Source organism: Streptomyces sp. NBC_01334 (assembly GCF_035983595.1).
GTDB classification, from domain to species: Bacteria; Actinomycetota; Actinomycetes; order Streptomycetales; family Streptomycetaceae; genus Streptomyces; species Streptomyces coriariae.
Genome location: NZ_CP130718.1, coordinates 4,769,030 through 4,789,705 on the forward strand (window position 1 = coordinate 4,769,030; position 20,676 = coordinate 4,789,705).

Annotated in this window: 17 protein-coding genes and 6 tRNA genes; 12 read left to right on the forward strand and 11 right to left on the reverse strand. The window is 69.5% G+C overall.

What is annotated here, in order from left to right; all coding sequences use genetic code 11:
* Positions 1–68: 68 nt before the first annotated feature.
* Together OG736_RS21280 and OG736_RS21285 are read right to left on the reverse strand one after the other, a co-directional pair.
* The gene (locus tag OG736_RS21280; RefSeq protein ID WP_327183855.1) at positions 69–611 is read right to left on the reverse strand and encodes a hypothetical protein; all 543 of its coding nucleotides are present in this window, start codon (positions 609–611) and stop codon (positions 69–71) included.
* A 96-nt stretch (positions 612–707) separates the two neighbouring features.
* The gene (locus tag OG736_RS21285) at positions 708–1,058 is read right to left on the reverse strand and encodes a metallopeptidase family protein (RefSeq protein WP_216377826.1); all 351 of its coding nucleotides are present in this window, start codon (positions 1,056–1,058) and stop codon (positions 708–710) included.
* A gap of 84 nt (positions 1,059–1,142) precedes the next feature.
* Here OG736_RS21285 and OG736_RS21290 point away from each other — a divergent pair, with 84 nt between their 5' ends.
* The 7 genes from OG736_RS21290 to OG736_RS21320 all read left to right on the forward strand — a co-directional run bounded on the left by OG736_RS21290 (position 1,143) and on the right by OG736_RS21320 (position 7,816).
* Positions 1,143–2,729: a metallophosphoesterase family protein gene (locus OG736_RS21290; protein ID WP_327183856.1), complete on the forward strand. Its 1,587-nt coding sequence runs from the start codon at positions 1,143–1,145 to the stop codon at positions 2,727–2,729.
* Positions 2,730–2,809: 80 nt separating this feature from the next.
* Positions 2,810–2,882, forward strand: a tRNA-Glu gene (locus tag OG736_RS21295).
* Positions 2,883–2,920: 38 nt separating this feature from the next.
* Positions 2,921–2,995: transfer RNA gene (locus tag OG736_RS21300), tRNA-Asp, on the forward strand.
* A gap of 23 nt (positions 2,996–3,018) precedes the next feature.
* Positions 3,019–3,092, forward strand: a tRNA-Phe gene (locus OG736_RS21305).
* 116 nt (positions 3,093–3,208) lie between these two features.
* The gene (hrpA, locus tag OG736_RS21310) at positions 3,209–7,177 is read left to right on the forward strand and encodes an ATP-dependent RNA helicase HrpA (RefSeq protein ID WP_327183857.1); all 3,969 of its coding nucleotides are present in this window, start codon (positions 3,209–3,211) and stop codon (positions 7,175–7,177) included.
* A 94-nt stretch (positions 7,178–7,271) separates the two neighbouring features.
* Positions 7,272–7,346, forward strand: a tRNA-Asp gene (locus tag OG736_RS21315).
* A gap of 278 nt (positions 7,347–7,624) precedes the next feature.
* Positions 7,625–7,816 carry a DUF6274 family protein gene (locus tag OG736_RS21320; protein ID WP_327183858.1) on the forward strand — a complete coding sequence of 64 codons (192 nt, stop codon included), beginning with the start codon at positions 7,625–7,627 and terminating at the stop codon, positions 7,814–7,816.
* A 489-nt stretch (positions 7,817–8,305) separates the two neighbouring features.
* Here OG736_RS21320 and bldC read toward each other — a convergent pair whose 3' ends face one another.
* Entirely contained in the window at positions 8,306–8,512 is a 207-nt protein-coding gene (gene bldC, locus OG736_RS21325; protein WP_003949541.1) for a developmental transcriptional regulator BldC, read from the reverse strand.
* Between the two features lie 604 nt (positions 8,513–9,116).
* Positions 9,117–9,959 (reverse strand): DUF8083 family protein, encoded by an 843-nt coding sequence (locus OG736_RS21330; RefSeq protein WP_327183859.1) that lies wholly within the window; start codon positions 9,957–9,959, stop codon positions 9,117–9,119.
* Between the two features lie 188 nt (positions 9,960–10,147).
* Here OG736_RS21330 and OG736_RS21335 point away from each other — a divergent pair, with 188 nt between their 5' ends.
* Both OG736_RS21335 and OG736_RS21340 read left to right on the forward strand, forming a co-directional pair.
* Positions 10,148–11,248, forward strand: coding sequence for a Leu/Phe/Val dehydrogenase (locus OG736_RS21335; RefSeq protein WP_327183860.1), 1,101 nt, complete (start codon positions 10,148–10,150; stop codon positions 11,246–11,248).
* A gap of 310 nt (positions 11,249–11,558) precedes the next feature.
* Positions 11,559–11,819: a DUF3073 domain-containing protein gene (locus tag OG736_RS21340; protein ID WP_020131270.1), complete on the forward strand. Its 261-nt coding sequence runs from the start codon at positions 11,559–11,561 to the stop codon at positions 11,817–11,819.
* A 102-nt stretch (positions 11,820–11,921) separates the two neighbouring features.
* Here the strand turns inward: OG736_RS21340 and purM are convergent, their stop codons facing one another.
* The 7 genes from purM to purS form a co-directional block, all read right to left on the reverse strand.
* Positions 11,922–13,022 carry a phosphoribosylformylglycinamidine cyclo-ligase gene (gene purM / locus OG736_RS21345; RefSeq protein WP_327183861.1) on the reverse strand — a complete coding sequence of 367 codons (1,101 nt, stop codon included), beginning with the start codon at positions 13,020–13,022 and terminating at the stop codon, positions 11,922–11,924.
* A 42-nt stretch (positions 13,023–13,064) separates the two neighbouring features.
* On the reverse strand, positions 13,065–14,591 hold the full coding sequence (gene purF / locus OG736_RS21350) for an amidophosphoribosyltransferase (RefSeq protein WP_028807077.1): 1,527 nt from the start codon (positions 14,589–14,591) through the stop codon (positions 13,065–13,067).
* A 254-nt stretch (positions 14,592–14,845) separates the two neighbouring features.
* Complete coding sequence (locus tag OG736_RS21355; protein ID WP_327183862.1) at positions 14,846–15,298, reverse strand: META domain-containing protein; 453 nt, start codon at positions 15,296–15,298, stop codon at positions 14,846–14,848.
* Between the two features lie 79 nt (positions 15,299–15,377).
* Positions 15,378–16,175, reverse strand: coding sequence for a maleylpyruvate isomerase family mycothiol-dependent enzyme (locus tag OG736_RS21360; RefSeq protein WP_327183863.1), 798 nt, complete (start codon positions 16,173–16,175; stop codon positions 15,378–15,380).
* Between the two features lie 132 nt (positions 16,176–16,307).
* Entirely contained in the window at positions 16,308–18,566 is a 2,259-nt protein-coding gene (gene purL / locus OG736_RS21365) for a phosphoribosylformylglycinamidine synthase subunit PurL (RefSeq protein WP_327183864.1), read from the reverse strand.
* Entirely contained in the window at positions 18,563–19,243 is a 681-nt protein-coding gene (purQ, locus tag OG736_RS21370; protein ID WP_020131277.1) for a phosphoribosylformylglycinamidine synthase subunit PurQ, read from the reverse strand. Before purQ ends, purL begins: the two co-directional genes overlap by 4 nt.
* Positions 19,240–19,512 carry a phosphoribosylformylglycinamidine synthase subunit PurS gene (gene purS / locus OG736_RS21375; protein ID WP_020131278.1) on the reverse strand — a complete coding sequence of 91 codons (273 nt, stop codon included), beginning with the start codon at positions 19,510–19,512 and terminating at the stop codon, positions 19,240–19,242. Before purS ends, purQ begins: the two co-directional genes overlap by 4 nt.
* A 363-nt stretch (positions 19,513–19,875) precedes the next feature.
* Here purS and OG736_RS21380 point away from each other — a divergent pair, with 363 nt between their 5' ends.
* From OG736_RS21380 to OG736_RS21390, 3 genes are all read left to right on the forward strand, one after another.
* Positions 19,876–20,193, forward strand: coding sequence for a histone-like nucleoid-structuring protein Lsr2 (locus OG736_RS21380; RefSeq protein ID WP_020131279.1), 318 nt, complete (start codon positions 19,876–19,878; stop codon positions 20,191–20,193).
* 153 nt (positions 20,194–20,346) lie between these two features.
* Positions 20,347–20,418: transfer RNA gene (locus OG736_RS21385), tRNA-Gly, on the forward strand.
* 80 nt (positions 20,419–20,498) lie between these two features.
* Positions 20,499–20,571 (forward strand) — tRNA-Gly (locus tag OG736_RS21390).
* The last annotated feature ends 105 nt before the right edge of the window (positions 20,572–20,676 follow it).

A 20,676-nucleotide genomic window follows, 5' to 3' on the forward strand; every position in this document is an offset into this window, starting at 1 on the left:
CGAGACGAACGCCTGTCCGAGACGGACGACTGCCGGGACGGACGTCCGGCCGGGACAGAGCAGCAGGTCTACCAGGCGGGCTCGCCCGCCTCAGGCGCCGGCTCCCGGTCCGCCAGCTGCGCCGCCGCGCCCCCGTCGTCCTCGTGCGCCGAGGACGACGGCTCGGCGACCGTCGGCTCCGGCGTGGGCGACGGCGGCTCCGGCGTGGGCGCGGGCGGCTCCGGGTCGGGCGAGCGCGTGGGCGCGGGCGGCTGCGCTCCCGTGGGCGTCGGCACCCCCGGCTGCTCGCTCGTCCCCGGCCGCACCGCCCCCGGCGAGGCCGGCGCGCTCCGGCCCGCCGACGGCGGGGCCGAGACCGACGCCGAGGCGCTCGCTCCGCCCTTGCCGCCCTTCCCGTGCCCGTGCTTGCCGTCGCCGCCCGCCGCGCCCATCCCGAAGCCGCCGCCGGAGCCCGCCGAGACCCCGCCGGGAGCCTCACCGCCCCGCTGCCCCGCCGAGTGCGACGGCTTGGCCCGGCCGTCCTCCTCGTGCCCCACGCTCATGCAGCCGGCGGCCGTGGCGACGGCCATGACCGTCGCGGCCAGACGAACGGGTACGTACAAGGGGCGCACGGGGCCACCTCCGGGGCAGGCGTAAGGAGTCGACGTGCCCAACTCCCGGCGCCCGCAAGAAGACACGCGCCGACGCGCGCCCCGCTGCCGGACGGCTCAGCCGTAGCCGAGGGCGTGCAGCCGCGCGTCGTCGATGCCGAAGTGGTGGGCGATCTCGTGCACCACCGTGACCTCCGTCTCGGCGACGACCTCCTCCCGCGTCTTGCACATCCGCAGCGTCGGCCCCCGGTAGATCGTGATCCGGTCCGGCAGCACACCGGCGTACCACTCCCCGCGGTCCGTCAGCGGCGTCCCCTCGTACAGCCCGAGCAGCTCGGGATCGTCCGCCGCCGGTTCGTCCTCGACGAACACCGCGACGTTGTCCATCAGTCGCGTCAACTCCGGCGGAATCCGGTCCAGCGCCTCGGCGACCAGTTCCTCGAACTCCTCGCGCGTCATCTCCAGCACAGGCCCATTGTCCGGTACGACGCGGCCGGGGGGAGGTCACGAACCGTCCGCATACCAACGCCCGGACCGGGGCATAGGGCACCAATGGTCCGAGCCCGTCTCCCCACCGCCGCCCTGAAGCGCCGCAAGCCCGCCAGGAGCGGGAACCCGGTCCCCGAACTCGCCGCCCGCCCCAACCCCTGGTTCCGCGCTCTCGGCCTGACCGTCGTCGTCATCGTCGGCGCCTGGCTCGGCCTGCTGATCGTCGGGGACGTCCGCGTGTCCGTCGGCCCCATGAACACGACGATGACCCTGCGCCCGTCCGTCACCGGCGGCACGAAGATCAACATCTCCCCGCTGGGCGCGCTCAGCCTGGACAGCCACATCGCCCCGGTCCGCCTCGACGTGAACGTGGACCAGCTCGACCCCGAGCGCTCCCAGGCCCTCGTCGACCACCCCGAACGCCTCTCCGGCCTCCAGGACGAGGTCGCCCGTGACATCGAGCACGGCACCCTCGACCTCGCGCTCCGCTCCTGCGTCGCCGTGGTCTCCGGCGCCACCGCGCTCGGGCTCGCCGTCTACCGCCGCCCCCGCCGCGCCCTCGCCGCCGGCGGTCTCGCCCTGACCCTGCTGGCCGCCTCGGGCGCGACCGCGTACGCCACCTGGAACCCCAAGTCGGTGCTGGAGCCGCGGTTCTCGGGCCTGCTGTCCTCCGCGCCCTCGCTCGTCGGCAACGCCCGCAGCATCGTCACCGAGTTCGACGTCTACCAGCAGGAACTCGCCCGCCTGGTCACCAACGTGACCAAGCTCTACGACGTCACCTCCACGCTCCCCGCCTTCCAGCCGGACCCCACCACCGTCCGCGTCCTGCACGTGTCCGACATCCACCTGAACCCGGCGAGCTGGAAGATCATCGCCTCGCTCGTGGAGCAGTACAAGGTCAATGTGATCGTCGACTCCGGCGACACGATGGACCACGGCTCGGCCGCGGAGAACGGCTTCCTGGACCCCATCGCCACGCTCGGCGCGCCGTACGTCTGGGTCAGGGGCAACCACGACTCGCTCGTCACCCAGCGCTACCTGGAGGGCATGAAGAACGTGCACGTCCTCGACGACGGCCGCGCGGTCACCCTCGCCGGGCTGCGCTTCGCCGGCATCGGCGACCCCCAGTTCACCCCCGACCGCTCCTCCGCGCCGGGCGCCGAGGAGTCCCAGGAGGAGGCGGGCGCCCGGCTGGCCCAGGCCCTGCGCGCCCAGCGGGACGCCGGCACCCCGGCGGACGTGGCCATCGCCCACGAGCCCTCCGCCGCCCGGAGCACGGACGGCGAGGTGCCCCTCGTCCTGGCCGGACATCTCCACCACGAGGACACGGAGGTCATGAAGAAGGGCACGCGGCTGCGCGTCGAGGGCTCCACAGGCGGCAGCGGACTGCGTGCCGTCGAGGGCAAGTACCCGGACCCCATCGAGGCGTCGATCCTCTACTTCGACCGCGACACCCGCCGCCTCCAGGCCTGGGACGAGATCAAACTCGGCGGCCTGGGTCTGACGACGGCCGAGGTCAGCCGCCACCTCCCGAAGGAGAACCTGCCCGGAGCCGCACCGTCCCCGAGCCCCTCTCCGACTCCCTCCCCCAGCCCGCCGCTCAGCCCGTCCGTGAGCCCCTCCGGAACCCCCTCCAGGACGGCCCCGTAAACCGTTTTGGCGATACCCCCCGCCATCCCATATGCTCATGACGTCCCCGACGCGCTGAGAAGCGCCCAGGCGGGCCGATAGCCCTCATCGTCTAGCGGCCTAGGACGCCGCCCTTTCAAGGCGGTAGCACGGGTTCGAATCCCGTTGGGGGCACGCAACACCGTGTGCGACACTGTCGTACACAACAGCTTGGTCCTGTGGAGCAGTTTGGAGTGCTCGCCACCCTGTCAAGGTGGAGGCCGCGGGTTCAAATCCCGTCAGGACCGCTGAGGTTTCACTGAAACCTCGTGGCTGGGTAGCTCAGTTGGTACGAGCGATCGCCTGAAAAGCGATAGGTCGCCGGTTCGACCCCGGCCCCAGCCACAAGAACGAAAACCCCCTCCGGGCGACCGGAGGGGGTTTTCGTCGCTGCGCGTCGGACGGGGCGGGCCCAAAAGCACTCGCCCCTTCTTTCGCCGAGATGAGATCCTGGATCGCGTATGTCTACGCACCCCACTCCCGGCGCCTCCGCTCCGGGCACTCCCGCCCTCGGCGACCTCGCCCCCCGCCTGACCGAGCTGTCCCTGCGCGACGCGCACCGGCTCGGGCGCAGGCTCGAAGGCGCGCGCAGGATCCGCAAGCCGGAGGCCCGTGCCGCCGTCCTCGCCGAGATCGAGGCGGAGGTCGCACAGGTCGAGGAGCGGATGGTCCTGCGGCGCGGCCGGGTGCCGGCCGTCTCGTACCCCGAGCAGCTTCCGGTCAGCCAGAAGAAGGACGAGATCGCGGCCGCCATCCGTGATCACCAGGTCGTCATCGTCGCCGGTGAGACCGGGTCCGGCAAGACCACCCAGATCCCCAAGATCTGTCTCGAGCTGGGGCGCGGCGTCCGCGGCATGATCGGGCACACGCAGCCCCGTCGGATCGCCGCCCGCACCGTCGCCGAGCGGGTCGCCGAGGAACTCCGCACGCCCCTCGGCGAGGCCGTCGGCTGGAAGGTGCGGTTCACCGACCAGGTGAACCCTGACGCCACCTTCGTGAAGCTGATGACGGACGGCATCCTCCTCGCGGAGATCCAGACCGACCGTGAGCTGCGCGCGTACGACACGATCATCATCGACGAGGCCCACGAGCGGTCCCTCAACATCGACTTCCTGCTGGGCTATCTCGCCCAGCTGCTCCCCCGCCGCCCGGACCTCAAGGTCGTCATCACCTCCGCGACCATCGACCCGGAGCGTTTCTCCCGGCACTTCGGCGAAGCGCCGATCGTCGAGGTCAGCGGGCGGACGTACCCGGTGGAGGTCCGCTACCGGCCGCTCCTCGAAGAGGACTCCGAGGACGCCGACCGCGACCAGATCACCGCGATCTGCGATGCCGTCGAGGAGCTCCAGTCCGAAGGGAAGGGCGACATCCTCGTCTTCCTCTCCGGTGAACGGGAGATCCGGGACACGGCCGACGCGCTGGAGAAGAAGAAGTACCGCTTCACGGAAGTGCTGCCCCTCTACGCCCGGCTCTCGCACGCCGAGCAGCACCGGGTCTTCCAGCAGCACACGGGCCGCAGGATCGTCCTGGCGACGAACGTGGCCGAGACGTCCCTGACCGTCCCGGGCATCAAGTACGTCATCGACCCCGGCTTCGCCCGCATCAGCCGCTACAGCCACCGCACCAAGGTCCAGCGCCTGCCCATCGAGCCGATCTCGCAGGCCAGCGCCAACCAGCGCAAGGGCCGCTGCGGCCGGACCAGCGACGGCATCTGCATCCGGCTCTACGACGAGGACGACTTCCTCGCCCGCCCGGAGTTCACGGACGCCGAGATCCTCCGTACGAACCTGGCCAGCGTCATCCTCCAGATGACCGCGGCGGGCCTGGGCGACATCGAGAAGTTCCCCTTCATCGACCCGCCGGACCACCGCAACATCCGCGACGGCGTCCAGCTGCTCCAGGAACTGAACGCGCTGGACCCGGCCGAGAAGGATCCCCGCCGGCGGCTCACCCAGACCGGCCGCAAGCTGGCCCAGCTGCCCGTCGACCCGCGCCTCGCGCGGATGGTCCTGGAGGCCGACAAGAACGGCTGTGTGCGCGAGGTCATGGTGATAGCCGCCGCGCTGTCCATCCAGGACCCGCGCGAGCGCCCGGCCGACAAGCAGACCCAGGCCGACCAGCAGCACGCCCGCTTCAAGGACGAGACCAGCGACTTCCTCGCCTATCTCAACCTGTGGCGGTACGTGCGCGAGCAGCAGAAGGAGCGCGGCTCCTCCTCCTTCCGGCGTATGTGCAAGCAGGAGTACCTGAACTTCCTGCGCATCCGTGAGTGGCAGGACATCTACTCGCAGCTCCGCACGGTCGCCAAGCAGATGGGGATCCATCTGAACGAGGAGGACGCGCCCGAACAGAGCGTCCATGTCTCGCTCCTCGCCGGGCTGCTCTCGCACATCGGCATGAAGGACGTGAAGGACGGCAACAAGAACGAGTACCTGGGTGCGCGGAGCGCCAAGTTCGCGATCTTCCCGGGTTCGGCCCTCTTCAAGAAGCAGCCGCGCTTCGTGATGTCCGCCGAACTGGTGGAGACGAGCCGTCTCTGGGCCCGCGTCAACGCGCGGATCGAGCCGGAGTGGGTCGAGCCGCTCGCCGGGCACCTGCTGAAGCGGACGTACAGCGAGCCGCGCTGGGAGAAGGACCAGGCGGCCGTCATGGCGGACGAGAAGGTGACGCTGTACGGCGTCCCGATCATCGCCCAGCGGAAGGTCAACTACGGGCGGATCGACCCGGAGACCTCCCGCGACCTGTTCATCCGCAACGCACTGGTCGAGGGCGACTGGCGCACGCACCACAAGTTCTTCGCCGACAACCGCCGGCTCCTCAGCGAGGTCGAGGAGCTGGAGCACCGTGCCCGGCGCCGGGACATCGTGGTGGACGACGAGACGCTGTTCGACTTCTACGACCAGCGGGTGCCCGAACACGTCGTGTCCGGCGCGCACTTCGACTCGTGGTGGAAGCACAAGCGGCACGAGCAGCCCGATCACCTGGACTTCGAGCGGGAGATGCTCATCCGGGAGTCGGCGGAGGCCGTCACCAAGGCCGACTATCCGGACTCCTGGCGGCAGGGTCAGCTGAAGTTCCGGGTGACGTACCAGTTCGAGCCGGGCGCGGACGCGGACGGCGTGACCGTCCACATCCCGCTCCATGTCCTCAACCAGGTCACGGACGAGGGCTTCGACTGGCAGATCCCGGGTCTGCGGGAGGAGGTCGTCACGGAGCTGATCCGTTCCCTCCCCAAGCCGATCCGCCGCCACTACGTACCGGCGCCCAACTTCGCGAAGCGTTTCCTGGACCGGGCGGTGCCCCTTCAGGAGCCGCTCACGACGACCATGGCGCGTGAGCTGAAGCGCATGGTCGGCGTCCCGTTCGAGGCCGACGACTTCGACTGGTCGCGGCTCCCCGACCATCTGAGGATCACCTTCCGGATCGTCGACGAGCGGCGCCGCAACCTGGCCGAGGACAAAGACCTCGAGGCCCTGAAGCTCCGGCTGAGGCCGAAGGCGAGGCAGGCCATCTCGCAGGCGGCCGCGGCCACCGCCGAACGGCAGGGCGGCGAGTCCCTGGAGCGTTCGGGCCTGACGGACTGGACGATCGGCTCGCTCGCCCGCGTCTTCGAGACCCGCCGCGCGGGCCAGCCGGTGAAGGCGTATCCGGCGCTCGTCGACGACGGCGACACCGTGTCCGTGCGCCTCTTCGACACCGAGGCGGAGCAGGCGGAGGCGATGTGGAAGGGCACGCGTCGGCTGATCCTGCGCACCATCCCGGTCAATCCGGCAAAGTTCGCATCCGAGAAGCTGACGAACGCCCAGAAGCTCGCGCTGTCCGCGAATCCGCACGGCTCGATCCAGGCCCTGTTCGACGACTGCGCGATGGCGGCGGCGGACCGGCTGATCGCCGACTTCGGCGGTCCGGCCTGGGACGAGGAGTCGTACCGGAAGCTCTACGAGAAGGTGCGCGCGGAGATCGTCGACACGACGGTGCGGACGGTGGGGCAGGTGCAGCAGGTCCTGGCCGCCTGGCAGGCCTGTGAGCGCCGCCTGAAGGGCGTACGCAGCCCCGTGCTGCTCGCGAACCTGGCAGACGTGCGCAAACAACTGGACGCCCTCGTGAAGCCCGGCTTCGTGACCTGGGCGGGGCTGCGCCGCCTGCCCGACCTCATGCGCTACCTGGTGGCCGCGGACCGGCGGCTCCAGCAGATGCCGACCGGCGTCCAGCGGGACACCAGCCGCATGGAGAAGGTCCACGAGATGCAGGACGAGTACGCGTGGCTGCTGGAGCAGCTCCCGCAGGGCCGGCCGGTTCCCCAGCAGGTCCTGGACGTCCGCTGGATGATCGAGGAGCTCCGGGTCAGCTATTTCGCCCACGCGCTGGGCACGGCGTACGCGGTCTCCGACAAGCGGATCGTGAAGGCGATCGACGCGCTGGCCCCGTAACGGCTCCCGCACGGAGGGTGAGTTCGACCGGCGGGCTCACCCTCCTGTACAGTCCTTCTCGCAGCGCAACGCAACATCAAGTGCCGCAAAACCTGGTCCTGTGGAGCAGTTTGGAGTGCTCGCCACCCTGTCAAGGTGGAGGCCGCGGGTTCAAATCCCGTCAGGACCGCAGTGAACGAGCGAGGCCCGCTTCCCGTCAAGGGAGGCGGGCCTCGCTCGCTGTCGTGACCTGCATCAACCCGCCGACCGCCGGGCCAAGGCGCAGGCCGCGCCCGCGGCGCAGCCGCAATCGGGTACGGCACATCCCGTCAGGACCGCAGTGCCGGAGAGCCCGGATCTTCGGATCCGGGCTCTCCGCGTTGTCCGCCGCTCCCTTGACGCCGTCACTTTCCGCCGGTACCCCAGAAGCCAGGGCCCGTTCCCGCGTGGCCCCGACGGAGGTGGGGCATGGCGGCATCGGTCAGGCACGAGACGCGGGCACTGCTTCGCGCGCACCTGTCGGCCGCGACCCCCTACCGGCATCTGACCCGCCACTGCCCGATCTGCCACCGATTGCTGCGGCTGGCCATGGACGGCCCCCCACGGGGCACGGAGGCCCCTGAAGGGGCCGTGGAGGGCGAGAGCCCCTCGAAGGCCTGATCCGGCGTCCTCATGACCTCCGGCCGCACTCGTGTCCGCACTCGCGTCCGCCAACGGCCGTACCCACGTGGGGTGCTGGAATGAGAGCCTCCTCTAGCGCACATGAGCCAGAGGCAACAAGGCTGCTGGCATGTGACGGGTGTCACGGCATGAGTTTTGAAAAGCCGGGTTCTTACCAGGCTCCTACAACTGGTCAATTTTATATGTGCAATTGCACCACTCCGGAGGATGCCCCCAGGAACCCTCCCAGAGCCTCCCCAGACTCCGACAAGGCCGCTCACAGAGCCACCTGATACGACCCGCCGAGCGCCCTCAAGCAGTCTCAAGCGCACAAAAAAGATCGCGCTGGACCCGGCGGAGTCCAGCGCGATCGACGACGTTCCCAGTGGGCGAGGGGCCTGTTGGGGCAGGACCCACGTCGCTTGTAGCTAGGTTTCGGGCGTCCGAACAGATTGGGGGACCTGACGTGTTGCCCGGTTATTCACTTGTTCAGGCCTCGCTGCGCTGCTGCGGGATACCCGCAAGCAGTGCGCGGACCTCGGCCTCGCGATAACGGCGATGTCCGCCGAGCGTACGAATCGATGTGAGCTTGCCGGCCTTCGCCCACCGCGTGACCGTCTTGGGGTCGACGCGGAACATGGTGGCGACCTCAGCCGGGGTCAGCAGCGGCTCAGCATCAGGGGTGCGAGCGGTCATGAGCGGCCTCCTCGGGAGAACCGAACCTTCTCGGTTCTTTCCTCTAAATTCTGCACCTTGACCCGCGTTGCCCGAAATGGCGGACGCGAGTCGAGTCGGTTATAGGACGAACGGCTTGTCCTCGGCACTACAACTACACCATCCGTCCAGCCGCGTCGGCCAAACCGATGGAATTGCCCCCCAGGTGTTCATCGGCGACGGAAGCCGATGGACCATGCCATAGCGGACAGTCACGCCACTGTGACGATCAGTCACAGGACGATCAGGAGGCATCAGACCCCCCAAAGCGCTGCAATGCTGAGATTTCCCCCCACAGTGGAGCATAAGCAGGCGGACGGAGCCCTCCCCGGACTCCTTGTCCTATTTTGGCACGAGGAGGGGCAAGCGACGCAAGGGCCGTGTACGTGCGTTCCATCACCCTTGCGACATAAGCCCGGATCGGGACCTACGTCCCGTCAGTTCCGTGAAGTGCGGTTGACCGTACGCTGTTCCACTGCTTCACGGCCGTGACGTACGTCACTAATGAAAGCGCTGTCGCGTCTGTCACATCGTCAGATCACAGCAAGCGCGGGAGGTCGGCGGCCGTGCGCACCCACGGCGGCCGTCAGTTCGCCGAGCGCCGCTCCCGCACCGAACGCCACCGCTCCACGAGTCGCGCGTACGCCTCGCCCGCCGCCGCGCCGTCGCCGACCCGCAGCGCCTCGATGCCCTCGGCCACGTCCTTCGCCGAGTGATCGTCCTCCAGATCACCCGCCGGCAGCACGTGCACCAGACCGCCGTAATCCAGTTCCACCAGCGAACGCGGGTGGAACTCCTCGAGCCAGCGACCCACGTCCACCAGGCCCTCGACGAGCGGCCCGCCGTCCATGGTGTCCTTCAGCGTCCGCAGCGACCGGGCCACCCTGCGCCGCGCCTGCACCATCGGGGTGCGGTAGCGCAGCACGGGGGCCACCTCCGCCGTCCCCTTCTCGTACTCCCGCTCCTCGTCGGAGACCAGCACGAACCAGTTCAGGGGCACCTGCCAGACGGCGGTACGGATCCACGGGCGGGCATCGGGGTTGCGTTCCAGCCACCGCTCGTGGTCCTTGGCGGCCTCCAGGCGCACGACCTCGGGCAGTGCCGCCTCCAGGACCGGCCGGGGCAGCTCGTCGTCCAGCTCCGCCAGGGCCAGCCAGCCGCGCAGCCGGGTGCGCCAGGGGCAGACACAGAGCACCCCGTCCACCTGGGCCAGGAACGCGTCGCCGCTCTCGTGCACGGGCACCGCGACCGGCGGGGTGGGCAGCAGGTCGGCCAGCGAGCGGCGCAGCTCGTCCTGGTAGGAGGGGAGCTCGGGGCGGCCGGCGTAGCGCGCCCAGTGGGTGCGCTCGGGCTCGGGGAAGGCGGCCAGCGGCTCGTACACACGCAGATAGACCGCGTACGGAACGACCACCGAGGACACCTTGGGCACGCCTGCTCCCTCCCCCTTCGGCCGATCGGGAAACCCTGCGAATCGTCCCATGGCGGTACTCCGGGAGAAGGTGATCCCCGACACTGCGAGATCGGCGGGCCGGGCAGGCTCTACTCTCAGTCCATCAGGCCCGCCACCCTTACGGTGCCTGCGTCCCGACCGCCGCTCGATACCCGGGAGTCACCACAGTGACCGACGTTTCCGGCGCACCTGCTGATGTACTGCACACCCTGTTCCACTCGGACCAGGGCGGTCATGAGCAAGTCGTGCTCTGCCAGGACCGCGCCAGCGGCCTCAAGGCCGTCATCGCCCTCCACTCCACCGCTCTGGGCCCGGCCCTCGGCGGTACCCGTTTCTACCCGTACGCGACCGAGGCGGAGGCCGTCGCCGACGCGCTGAACCTCGCGCGCGGGATGTCGTACAAGAACGCCATGGCCGGTCTGGACCACGGCGGCGGCAAGGCCGTGATCATCGGCGACCCCGACACGATCAAGACCGAAGCGCTGCTGCTCGCGTACGGCCGTTTCGTGGCCTCGCTCGGCGGTCGGTACGTGACCGCCTGCGACGTCGGCACCTATGTCGCCGACATGGACGTCGTGGCCCGCGAGTGCCGCTGGACGACCGGGCGCTCACCGGAGAACGGCGGGGCCGGCGACTCGTCCGTACTGACCGCCTTCGGTGTCTACCAGGGCATGCGGGCCTCCGCGCAGCACCTGTGGGGCGACCCGTCGCTGCGGGGCCGCAAGGTCGGCATCGCGGGCGTCGGCAAGGTCGGCCACCACCTGGTGGAGCACCTGCTGGCGGAGGGCGCCCAGGTCGTGATCACGGACGTGCGCGAGGAAGCCGTGCGGCGGATCGCCGACAAGCACCCCTCGGTGGTCGTGGTCGCCGACACCGAGCGCCTGATCGAGATCGACGGGCTCGACATCTACGCGCCCTGCGCGCTCGGCGGTGCGCTGAGCGACGACTCCGTGCCGGTGCTGACGGCGAAGATCGTCTGTGGCGCGGCCAACAACCAGCTCGCCCACCCGGGTGTGGAGAAGGACCTCGCCGACCGCGGGATCCTCTACGCGCCGGACTACGTGGTGAACGCCGGCGGGGTCATCCAGGTCGCCGACGAGCTGCACGGTTTCGACTTCGAGCGGTGCAAGGCGAAGGCCGCGAAGATCTTCGACACCACGCTCGCCATCTTCGCTCGTGCGAAGGCGGACGGGATTCCGCCGGCCGCGGCGGCCGACCGGATCGCCGAGCAGCGGATGCACGAGGCCGCCCAGGCGCGCGGCTGGTGACCCTCGAGTAGGGCCCCGCGGCAACCCCTCCAGGGGTTTCGGCGGTACCGCCGGGAGGAAAGTTGGAGAGAACTCTCACTCTTCCCGGCGGGTCGGCCGCGGATAAGTGGTTAAAATCGCCACTGACCAGCGAGGACGGGGCGACCGAAAGGTGCTGCGCACACGCGCGTGCTACGGGCGACGTACCGTACGGGCGTGGGCTCAGGTACCGTGGGAGCCCTACGACGGGCTCTCCACGGAGAGACCGTCCTGGATCATGAACGCGTGTCAACCTGGGGCCGTCGAGCCCCGTCGTTGAGGGGGTCGAGCCATGGGGCGCGGCCGGGCCAAGGCCAAGCAAGCGAAGGTCGCCCGCCAGCTGAAGTACAACAGCGGCGGGACAGATCTCTCACGCCTGGCCGAAGAGCTGGGCGCATCGCCATCGAATATTCCGCCGAATGGTGAGCCATTCGAGGACGATGACGATGACGATGAGCAAGACGACGACCCGTACGCCCGGTACGCCGAGCTGTACGGGGACGACGACGAGGATGACGGCGAGGATTCCTCGCAACACCGTCGCGGCGCTTGACCTTGTACTGAGCACCCGCCCGGTCGGTGACTTCGGTCACCGACCGGGTCTTGTGCTGCCTACGCGGTCATGGGCCTGCCCGGTCGCAGGCCCGCCCGGTCCTCAGCCGGCGTAGTCCCCGACCAGCTCCGCGCCCGTCGGGTGCTCGCCGCGTTCGGTGATCTCGCCGGCGACCCAGGCCTCCACGCCACGGTCGGCCAGCGTCGCCAGGGCCACGTCGGTCGACTCCTCGGGCACGATCGCCATCATGCCGACGCCCATGTTCAGGGTCTTCTCCAGCTCCAGGCGCTCGACGGAGCCGGTCCTGCCGACCAGGTCGAAGATCGGGGCCGGGGTCCAGGTGGAGCGCTCCACGACGGCGTGCAGCCCGTCCGGGATCACCCGGGCCAGGTTGGCCGCGAGGCCGCCGCCGGTGATGTGCGAGAAGGCGTGGACGTCCGTCGTGCGGGTGAGCGCCAGACAGTCCAGCGAGTAGATCTTGGTGGGCTCCAGGAGCTCCTCGCCGAGGGTGCGGCCGAGGTCGTCGATCCGCGCCTCCAGGGACAGCCCGGCCTGCTTCAGCAGGACGTGCCGGACCAGGGAGTATCCGTTCGAGTGAAGACCGGAGGCCGCCATGGCGATCACCGTGTCACCCGTGCGGATACGATCCGGGCCGAGCAGCCGGTCGGCCTCCACGACGCCCGTACCGGCGCCGGCGACGTCGAAGTCGTCCTCGCCCAGCAGACCCGGGTGCTCGGCCGTCTCGCCGCCGACCAGGGCGCAGCCGGCGAGCACACAACCCTCGGCGATGCCCTTGACGATGGCGGCGACCCGCTCGGGGTGGACCTTGCCGACGCAGATGTAGTCGGTCATGAACAGCGGTTCGGCGCCGCACACCACGATGTCGTCCATGACCATGGCGACCAGGTCGTGACCGATGGTGTCGTACACACCGAGCTGACGCGCGACGTCGACCTTCGTGCCGACGCCGTCCGTGGCGGAGGCGAGCAGCGGACGCTCGAAACGCTTGAGGGCGGAGGCGTCGAAGAGACCGGCGAAGCCGCCGAGGCCGCCGAGGACCTCGGGGCGCTGCGTCTTCTTCACCCACTCCTTCATCAGCTCTACGGCGCGGTCGCCCGCCTCGATGTCGACTCCGGCGGCCGCGTAGGACGCGCCGGAGGCACTGCCCGTGGCCGGAGGGGACTGATCAGACACAGAAGACATTGCCTGGGATCTTTCGGGTTGGTGAAACGGGGCTCTGCGGCGCTACGGGCGACGGATGGCGTCAGCCGCGGCCGTGGCTGCGGGACCCGCGGCCAGCTCGGTCTCCAGGAGCTGCTTGCCGAGCAGCTCGGGGTCCGGAAGCTCCATCGGGTACTCGCCGTCGAAGCAGGCGCGGCAGAGGTTCGGCTTGGCGATGGTGGTCGCCTCGATCATGCCGTCGATGGAGATGTACGAGAGGGAGTCGGCGCCCAGGGAGGTGCCGATCTCGTCGATGGTCATGCCGTTGGCGATGAGCTCCGCGCGCGTGGCGAAGTCGATGCCGAAGAAGCAGGGCCACTTCACGGGCGGCGAGGAGATCCGGATGTGGACCTCGGCCGCACCCGCCTCGCGGAGCATGCGGACCAGGGCCCGCTGGGTGTTGCCGCGCACGATCGAGTCGTCCACGACGACCAGGCGCTTGCCCTTGATGACTTCCTTCAGCGGGTTCAGCTTCAGGCGGATACCGAGCTGGCGGATGGTCTGCGAGGGCTGGATGAACGTCCGGCCGACGTACGCGTTCTTCACGAGACCCGCGCCGAAGGGGATGCCGGAGGCCTCCGCGTAACCGATGGCGGCCGGGGTGCCGGACTCCGGGGTCGCTATCACCAGGTCGGCGTCGACCGGCGCTTCCTTGGCCAGCTTGCGGCCCATCTCCACGCGGGAGAGGTACACGTTCCGGCCGGCGATGTCGGTGTCCGGGCGGGCCAGGTACACGTACTCGAAGACACAGCCCTTGGGCTTCGCTTCCGCGAACCGGGAGGTCCGCAGTCCGTTCTCGTCGATGGCGATGAACTCGCCGGGCTCGATCTCACGGACGTAGGCGGCGCCGCAGATGTCGAGGGCGGCGGACTCGGAGGCGACCACCCAGCCGCGCTCCAGGCGGCCGAGGACCAGCGGGCGGATGCCCTGCGGGTCGCGGCCGGCGTAGAGGGTGTGCTCGTCCATGAAGACGAGCGAAAAGGCGCCCTTGACCTGCGGAAGGACCTGGTGGGCCGCTTCCTCGATGGTCAGCGGCTTGCCGTCCTCGTCGACCTGGGCCGCGAGCAGCGCGGTGAGCAGGTCGGTGTCGTTGGTCGCCGCGACGCGCGGGGTGCGGCCTTCCTGCTTGGGCAGGTCGGCGACCATCTCGGCGAGCTGGGCGGTGTTGACGAGGTTGCCGTTGTGACCGAGCGCGATCGAGCCGTGCGCGGTGGCACGGAACGTCGGCTGGGCGTTCTCCCACACGGAGGCCCCGGTGGTCGAGTAGCGGGCGTGTCCGACCGCGATATGACCCTGGAGCGAACCGAGCGAGGTCTCGTCGAAGACCTGGGACACGAGGCCCATGTCCTTGAAGACGAGGATCTGGGAGCCGTTGCTGACCGCGATCCCCGCGGATTCCTGACCTCGATGCTGGAGGGCGTAGAGCCCGAAGTAAGTGAGCTTGGCGACCTCTTCACCGGGAGCCCAGACTCCGAAGACGCCGCAAGCGTCCTGGGGGCCTTTCTCGCCGGGGAGCAGATCATGACTGAGTCGACCGTCACCACGTGGCACGCCACCGAGTGTAGGCGAGATCGACCACTGGTCCGAATTGGGGATACCCGCCGGTAACTCGATCACCGGCCGGCCGCCACCTCCATGATCGACTCATTTCCGCAGGTCAATGGCCGGATATGGTGATCCATTGGATGGTCGGACGGCCCCCGGGGGCGACCGCCCGAGCACCCGTTCCGCAGGGGCGAGTGAGGTGTCGCACATCATCGCGGCCGACGGGCGCGCCTCACCGGAGCCGGGGAGCCTCCCCCGGGTCATTTCCTGGTCAGCAGGACCTGATCGCCGTCGGCCGTGGCGAGCGTCAGCGTGGTGCCGTCGACCTCGGTGCTGAGGGCGCCCTCGGCGAGGGTGCCGGCCAGCGTGCGCTCGAAGTCCATCGGCTGGTCCGCGCAGGCCATCCTGGTCGACCTGGCGTCGCTGAACCGGATGCTGTCGCCCTCGACGGCGGCCTTGGCGGTGAAGTTGTTGCAGCCGTAACTGCCCGCCGCCTTGCCGTCGCGGATCTCGACGTGCGCGCCGGCCGGGGCCCGGTGGACGGCGCCGTCCACGGTGACGCTGTCGACGTTCCAGCGGACTCCGGTGACGGGCTGCTCGGCGCTCACCGCCCCGCTGCCGGGCTGCTCACCGTCCGCCTTCTCGCTGCCGCAGGCCGCGGCGAGCGGGATGAGCAGGACGGCCGCGGTCAGCGTCAGTCGCTGCTTGTACATGTGCGTAGGGCTGTGCCTCTGCCGGTACATGCCGGTTCGACGGGACGGGTGGGGCGGTCGGTTCCACCTGGGGTCGGATTCAGGACATGAGGGGCAGCAGCGCCGTGAGGTCGGCCCGCTCGCCGCTCGCCGCGACCTTCGCCTGTTCCACGGCGTCCGGCCAGGTCACCCGGCCCGTGGCCAGCCGGATCCAGGTCAGCGGGTCGGTCTCGACGACGTTGGGCGGAGTGCCCCGGGTGTGCCGGGGACCCTCGACGCACTGCACGACGGCGTACGGCGGGATCCGCACCTCCGTCGCGCCACCGGGCGCCCTGGCGGCGAGGGCGTCGGCGAGGAGCCGGGTGGCGGCGGCGAGCGCCTGGCGGTCGTACGGGATGTCCAGGCCGGGGACGGCGGCGTTCAGGTCGTCGGTGTGGACGACGAGCTCGACGGTCCGGGTGACTAGGTGGTCGGCGAGGCTCATCGCGCCGGTGCGGGTGGCGAGGAGGCGGTCACCGGGGGCGGTCGCGAGATCCTCGGTGATGCGCTCCTCGGTACGGGCGAACAGGGCGTTCAGGTCGGGGTGGGCCGCGGCGAGGTCCCGGGTGCCGTCGGAGATGTCGGCGGCCCGGGCAGCGGTGGCGAACGGCCACTCGAGGAGCGTGAGCTCCGCCTTCGGGGGCTCGTCCCGGTCCAGGTTGCGGCTGACCGTCGCCACCGCCATGGTCACGTGCGCGGCCAGGTCCCGTACGGTCCAGCCCGGCAGCCGCGTCGGCAGCGCGAGCTGCTCGGGGCCGAGGCCGGCCACGGCCCGCCGTACGTTCCCGAACTGCGCGGTGACCGCGGCGCGGGTCTTGGCGGGGTCGTACGCGCGGGTGCGTTTCCTGGCCGGGGGCATGGCGGTGAGCCTAGTGGCCGCCTGTGACACCGGGGCCGTCCCGTTCTGCGCGACCGTGTGACGGCACGACGAAGGCCCCGCCCGTGGGAACGGACGAGGCCTTGACCGCCGTACGGATGCCGCGGGTGGTGCTTACGCGAGCAGCGCCGGGATGGTGTCCTCGTGGGCCTTGCGCAGCTCCTCCAGGGACAGCTCGAACTCACCCTGGAGCTCGACCGTGTCCCCGTCGACGACACCGATGCGGGTGACGGGCAGGCCGCGCGCCCCGCACATGTCGTTGAACCGGAGCTCCTCGGAGCGCGGGACGGCCACCACGGCACGGCCCGCGGACTCGGAGAACAGGAGGGTGAAGGCGTCGAGCCCGTCCGGTACGACCAGCCGCGCGCCCTTGCCGCCGAGCAGCGCCGACTCCACGACCGCCTGGATCAGACCGCCGTCGGACAGGTCGTGCGCGGCGTCGATCATGCCGTCGCGGGAGGCGGAGATCAGGATCTCGCCGAGCAGCCGCTCCCGCTCCAGGTCGACCTTCGGGGGCAGACCGCCGAGGTGGTCGTGGATGACCTGGGACCAGGCCGAACCGCCGAACTCCTCACGCGTGTCGCCGAGGAGGTAGAGCAGCTGGCCCTCCTCCTGGAAGGCGACGGGCGTGCGGCGCGCGACATCGTCGATCACACCGAGCACGGCCACCACCGGGGTCGGGTGGATGGCCACCTCGCCCGTCTGGTTGTAGAGGGAGACGTTGCCGCCGGTCACCGGGGTGCCCAGCTGCTGGCAGGCGTCCGCGAGGCCGCGGATGGCCTCCGCGAACTGCCACATCACCGCCGGGTCCTCGGGCGAGCCGAAGTTCAGGCAGTCGGAGACGGCGAGCGGCTTGGCGCCGGTCGTCGCCACGTTCCGGTAGGCCTCGGAGAGGGCCAGCTGCGCGCCCGCGTAGGGGTCGAGCTTGGCGTAGCGGCCGTTGCCGTCGGTCGCGATGGCGACGCCGAGGCCGGTCTCCTCGTCGATCCGGATCATGCCGGAGTCCTCGGGCTGCGCCAGGACGGTGTTGCCCTGCACGAAGTGGTCGTACTGCGAGGTGATCCACTTCTTGGACGCCTGGTTGGGCGAGGCGACCAGCCTGAGCACCTGCTCCTTGAGCTCGGCGCCGGTCGTGGGCCGGGCCAGCCGGTTCGCGTCGTCCGCCTGGAGGGCGTCCTGCCACTCCGGGCGGGCGTAGGGGCGCTCGTAGACCGGGCCGTCGTGGGCCACGGTCCGCGGGTCGACGTCGACGATCTTGCCGCCGTGCCAGAAGATCTCCAGCCGGTCGCCGTCGGTCACCTCACCGATGACGGTCGCGATGACGTCCCACTTGTCGCAGATCTCCAGGAACCGCTCGACCTTCGCCGGCTCGACGACCGCGCACATGCGCTCCTGCGACTCGCTCATGAGGATTTCCTCGGGCGAGAGCGTGGAGTCGCGCAGCGGTACGTCGTCCAGGGTGACGCGCATGCCGCCGGAGCCGTTCGAGGCCAGCTCGGACGTCGCGCAGGACAGGCCGGCCGCGCCGAGGTCCTGGATGCCGACGACGAGCTTCTCCCGGAAGGCCTCCAGGGTGCACTCGATGAGGAGCTTCTCCTGGAACGGGTCGCCGACCTGCACGGCCGGGCGCTTCGACGGCTTGGCGTCGTCGAAGGTCTCGGAGGCGAGGATCGACGCGCCGCCGATGCCGTCGCCGCCGGTCCTGGCCCCGTAGAGGATGACCTTGTTGCCGGCGCCGGAGGCCTTCGCGAGGTGGATGTCCTCGTGCCGCATCACACCGATGGCACCGGCGTTGACCAGCGGGTTGCCCTGGTAGCAGGCGTCGAAGACGACCTCGCCGCCGATGTTCGGCAGGCCCAGGCAGTTGCCGTAGCCGCCGATGCCTGCCACGACGCCCGGCAGGACGCGCTTGGTGTCGGGGTGGTCGGCGGCGCCGAAGCGCAGCGGGTCCACGACCGCGACCGGACGCGCGCCCATCGCGATGATGTCGCGGACGATGCCGCCCACACCCGTGGCCGCGCCCTGGTAGGGCTCGACGTACGAGGGGTGGTTGTGCGACTCGACCTTGAAGGTGACCGCGTAGCCCTGGCCGACGTCGACGACGCCCGCGTTCTCGCCGATGCCCACGAGCAGCGCGTCGGACTGGGGGGCCTTCTCACCGAACTGGCGGAGGTGGACCTTGGAGGACTTGTACGAGCAGTGCTCGGACCACATGACCGAGTACATGGCCAGCTCGGCGCCGGTCGGGCGGCGGCCGAGGATCTCGACCACGCGCTCGTACTCGTCCTTCTTCAGACCGAGTTCGGCCCAGGGCAGCTCGACGTCGGGGGTCTCGGCCGCGTGCTCGACCGTGTCCAGAGGCGTCCGGCTCATGCGTTGACCAGCTTCTTGAGGATCGAGGTGAAGAACGGGAGACCGTCGGTGCGGCCGGAGCCGACGAGGGGCTCGACGGCGTGCTCCGGGTGCGGCATGAGGCCCACGACGTTGCCGGCCTCGTTGGTGATGCCGGCGATGTCACGGAGGCTGCCGTTGGGGTTGACGTCCAGGTAGCGGAAGACGACCCGGCCCTCGGCCTCGAGCTGGTCGAGGGTGCGCTCGTCGGCGACGTACCGGCCGTCCATGTTCTTCAGCGGGATGTGGATCTCCTGGCCCGCCTCGTAGTCGGCGGTCCAGGCGGTCTCCGCGTTCTCCACCCGCAGCTTCTGGTCGCGGCAGATGAAGTGGAGGTGGTCGTTGCCGAGCATCCCGCCGGGAAGCAGGTGGGCCTCCGTGAGGATCTGGAAGCCGTTGCAGATGCCCAGGACCGGAAGACCGGCCTTCGCCTGCTCGATGACGGTCTCCATCACCGGCGAGAAGCGGGAGATGGCTCCGGCACGCAGATAGTCGCCGTAGGAGAAACCGCCGGGCAGCACCACGGCGTCCACCTGATGGAGGTTCTTGTCCTTGTGCCAGAGAGCGACGGGTTCGGCACCGGCGAGCCGGATCGCACGCTGAGTGTCCCGGTCGTCGAGGCTGCCCGGGAAAGTGACGACGCCAATACGAGCGGTCACTTCGCGGCTCCCGCGACTGCTTCTTCCGACTCGACCTTGACGGTGAAGTCCTCGATCACGGTGTTCGCGAGGAAGGATTCCGCAAGATCGTGGATGCGGGCGAGGGCGGCCTCGTCGACCGGCCCGTCAACTTCCAGTTCGAATCGCTTTCCCTGACGTACGTCGGAGATGCCTTCGAAACCCAGCCGCGGCAGTGCGCGCTGCACCGCCTGGCCCTGGGGGTCGAGGATCTCCGGCTTGAGCATGACGTCGACTACGACGCGTGCCACTGGCACTCCCGGTGGTGTGGTGCTGAGCAGGTGCCTGCGGGTGTCTCCAACAGGTGTCTTCAGACTACCCGTACAAAATTTCTACGCGGGTAGAGTTGTAGGAAACTACGTGAGCGCCATCACGATCAGGTATCGGACCAGTGCCTCGGTGAAAATTTCAGGGAAAGATCCGGGGTGCGCCGACGTTCCCTATTGCCCTGGGACACGCGGGCAGATTTAGTCGAGCTTCACATTGCAATGCCGGGCACTGTACAAATGAATTGCCAATAGCCGATACTTTGCCCCATAACAGGCGGACAGTCGACATCTCCGTGACGTCTTGGCACGTCATCGCAGAGGTGTCGCACGAAGGGACCGATATTCGTGGCGCAGAAGGTCGTGGTCACTCTCTTTGACGACATCGACGGCTCGGAAGCGGCGGAAACGATCGCCTTCGGGCTCGACGGCAAGTCGTACGAGATCGACCTGAATGAAGCCAATGCCAAGAAACTGCGTAAGGCTCTCGAGCCCTACGTCGACGCCGGCCGCAAGCGGTCGAGGTCCGGCAAGGCGTACAAGCAGACGGAGGTCGCACCCGACCCCGCGGCCGTCCGGGCCTGGGCCCAGGCCAACAAGCTGGAGGTGCCGGCGCGCGGCCGCATCCCCAAGAAGGTCTACGAGGCGTTCGCCGACGCCCAGTGAGCCGCACCCGCTGATCGGCTCCCCGTGAGCCGCGGGCCGACGGCCGGTCACCGGCCCCTCGAACGTACCGACTTGCGCTGCACCCCTCCTGGTCAGCTAGAGTCTGGAGCACGCCGAGGGGCCAGGCCGAAAAGCCCAGCTCACGGAGTACACGCGGGTGTAGTTCAGTAGTAGAACATCCCCCTTCCAGGGGGAAGGCGCAGTGTGCGATCCCTGTCACCCGCTCTGCATGACCTGCCTGACCACTGCTGTGGATCAGGTAGGGTGGTGCTCGCGCCGATCGGTGAAAGCCGGTCGGAGGCAATGCGGACGTAGCTCAGTTGGTAGAGCGCAACCTTGCCAAGGTTGAGGTCGCGAGTTCGAGCCTCGTCGTCCGCTCGGGAATCAGACCCCGGTCCATTGGACCGGGGTCTTTTCGTGTGCCGTGAGCGGGTGGGCGACTGCCTTGAGCGGGTGCCTGACGCGAGCGACCGTCTGACATTT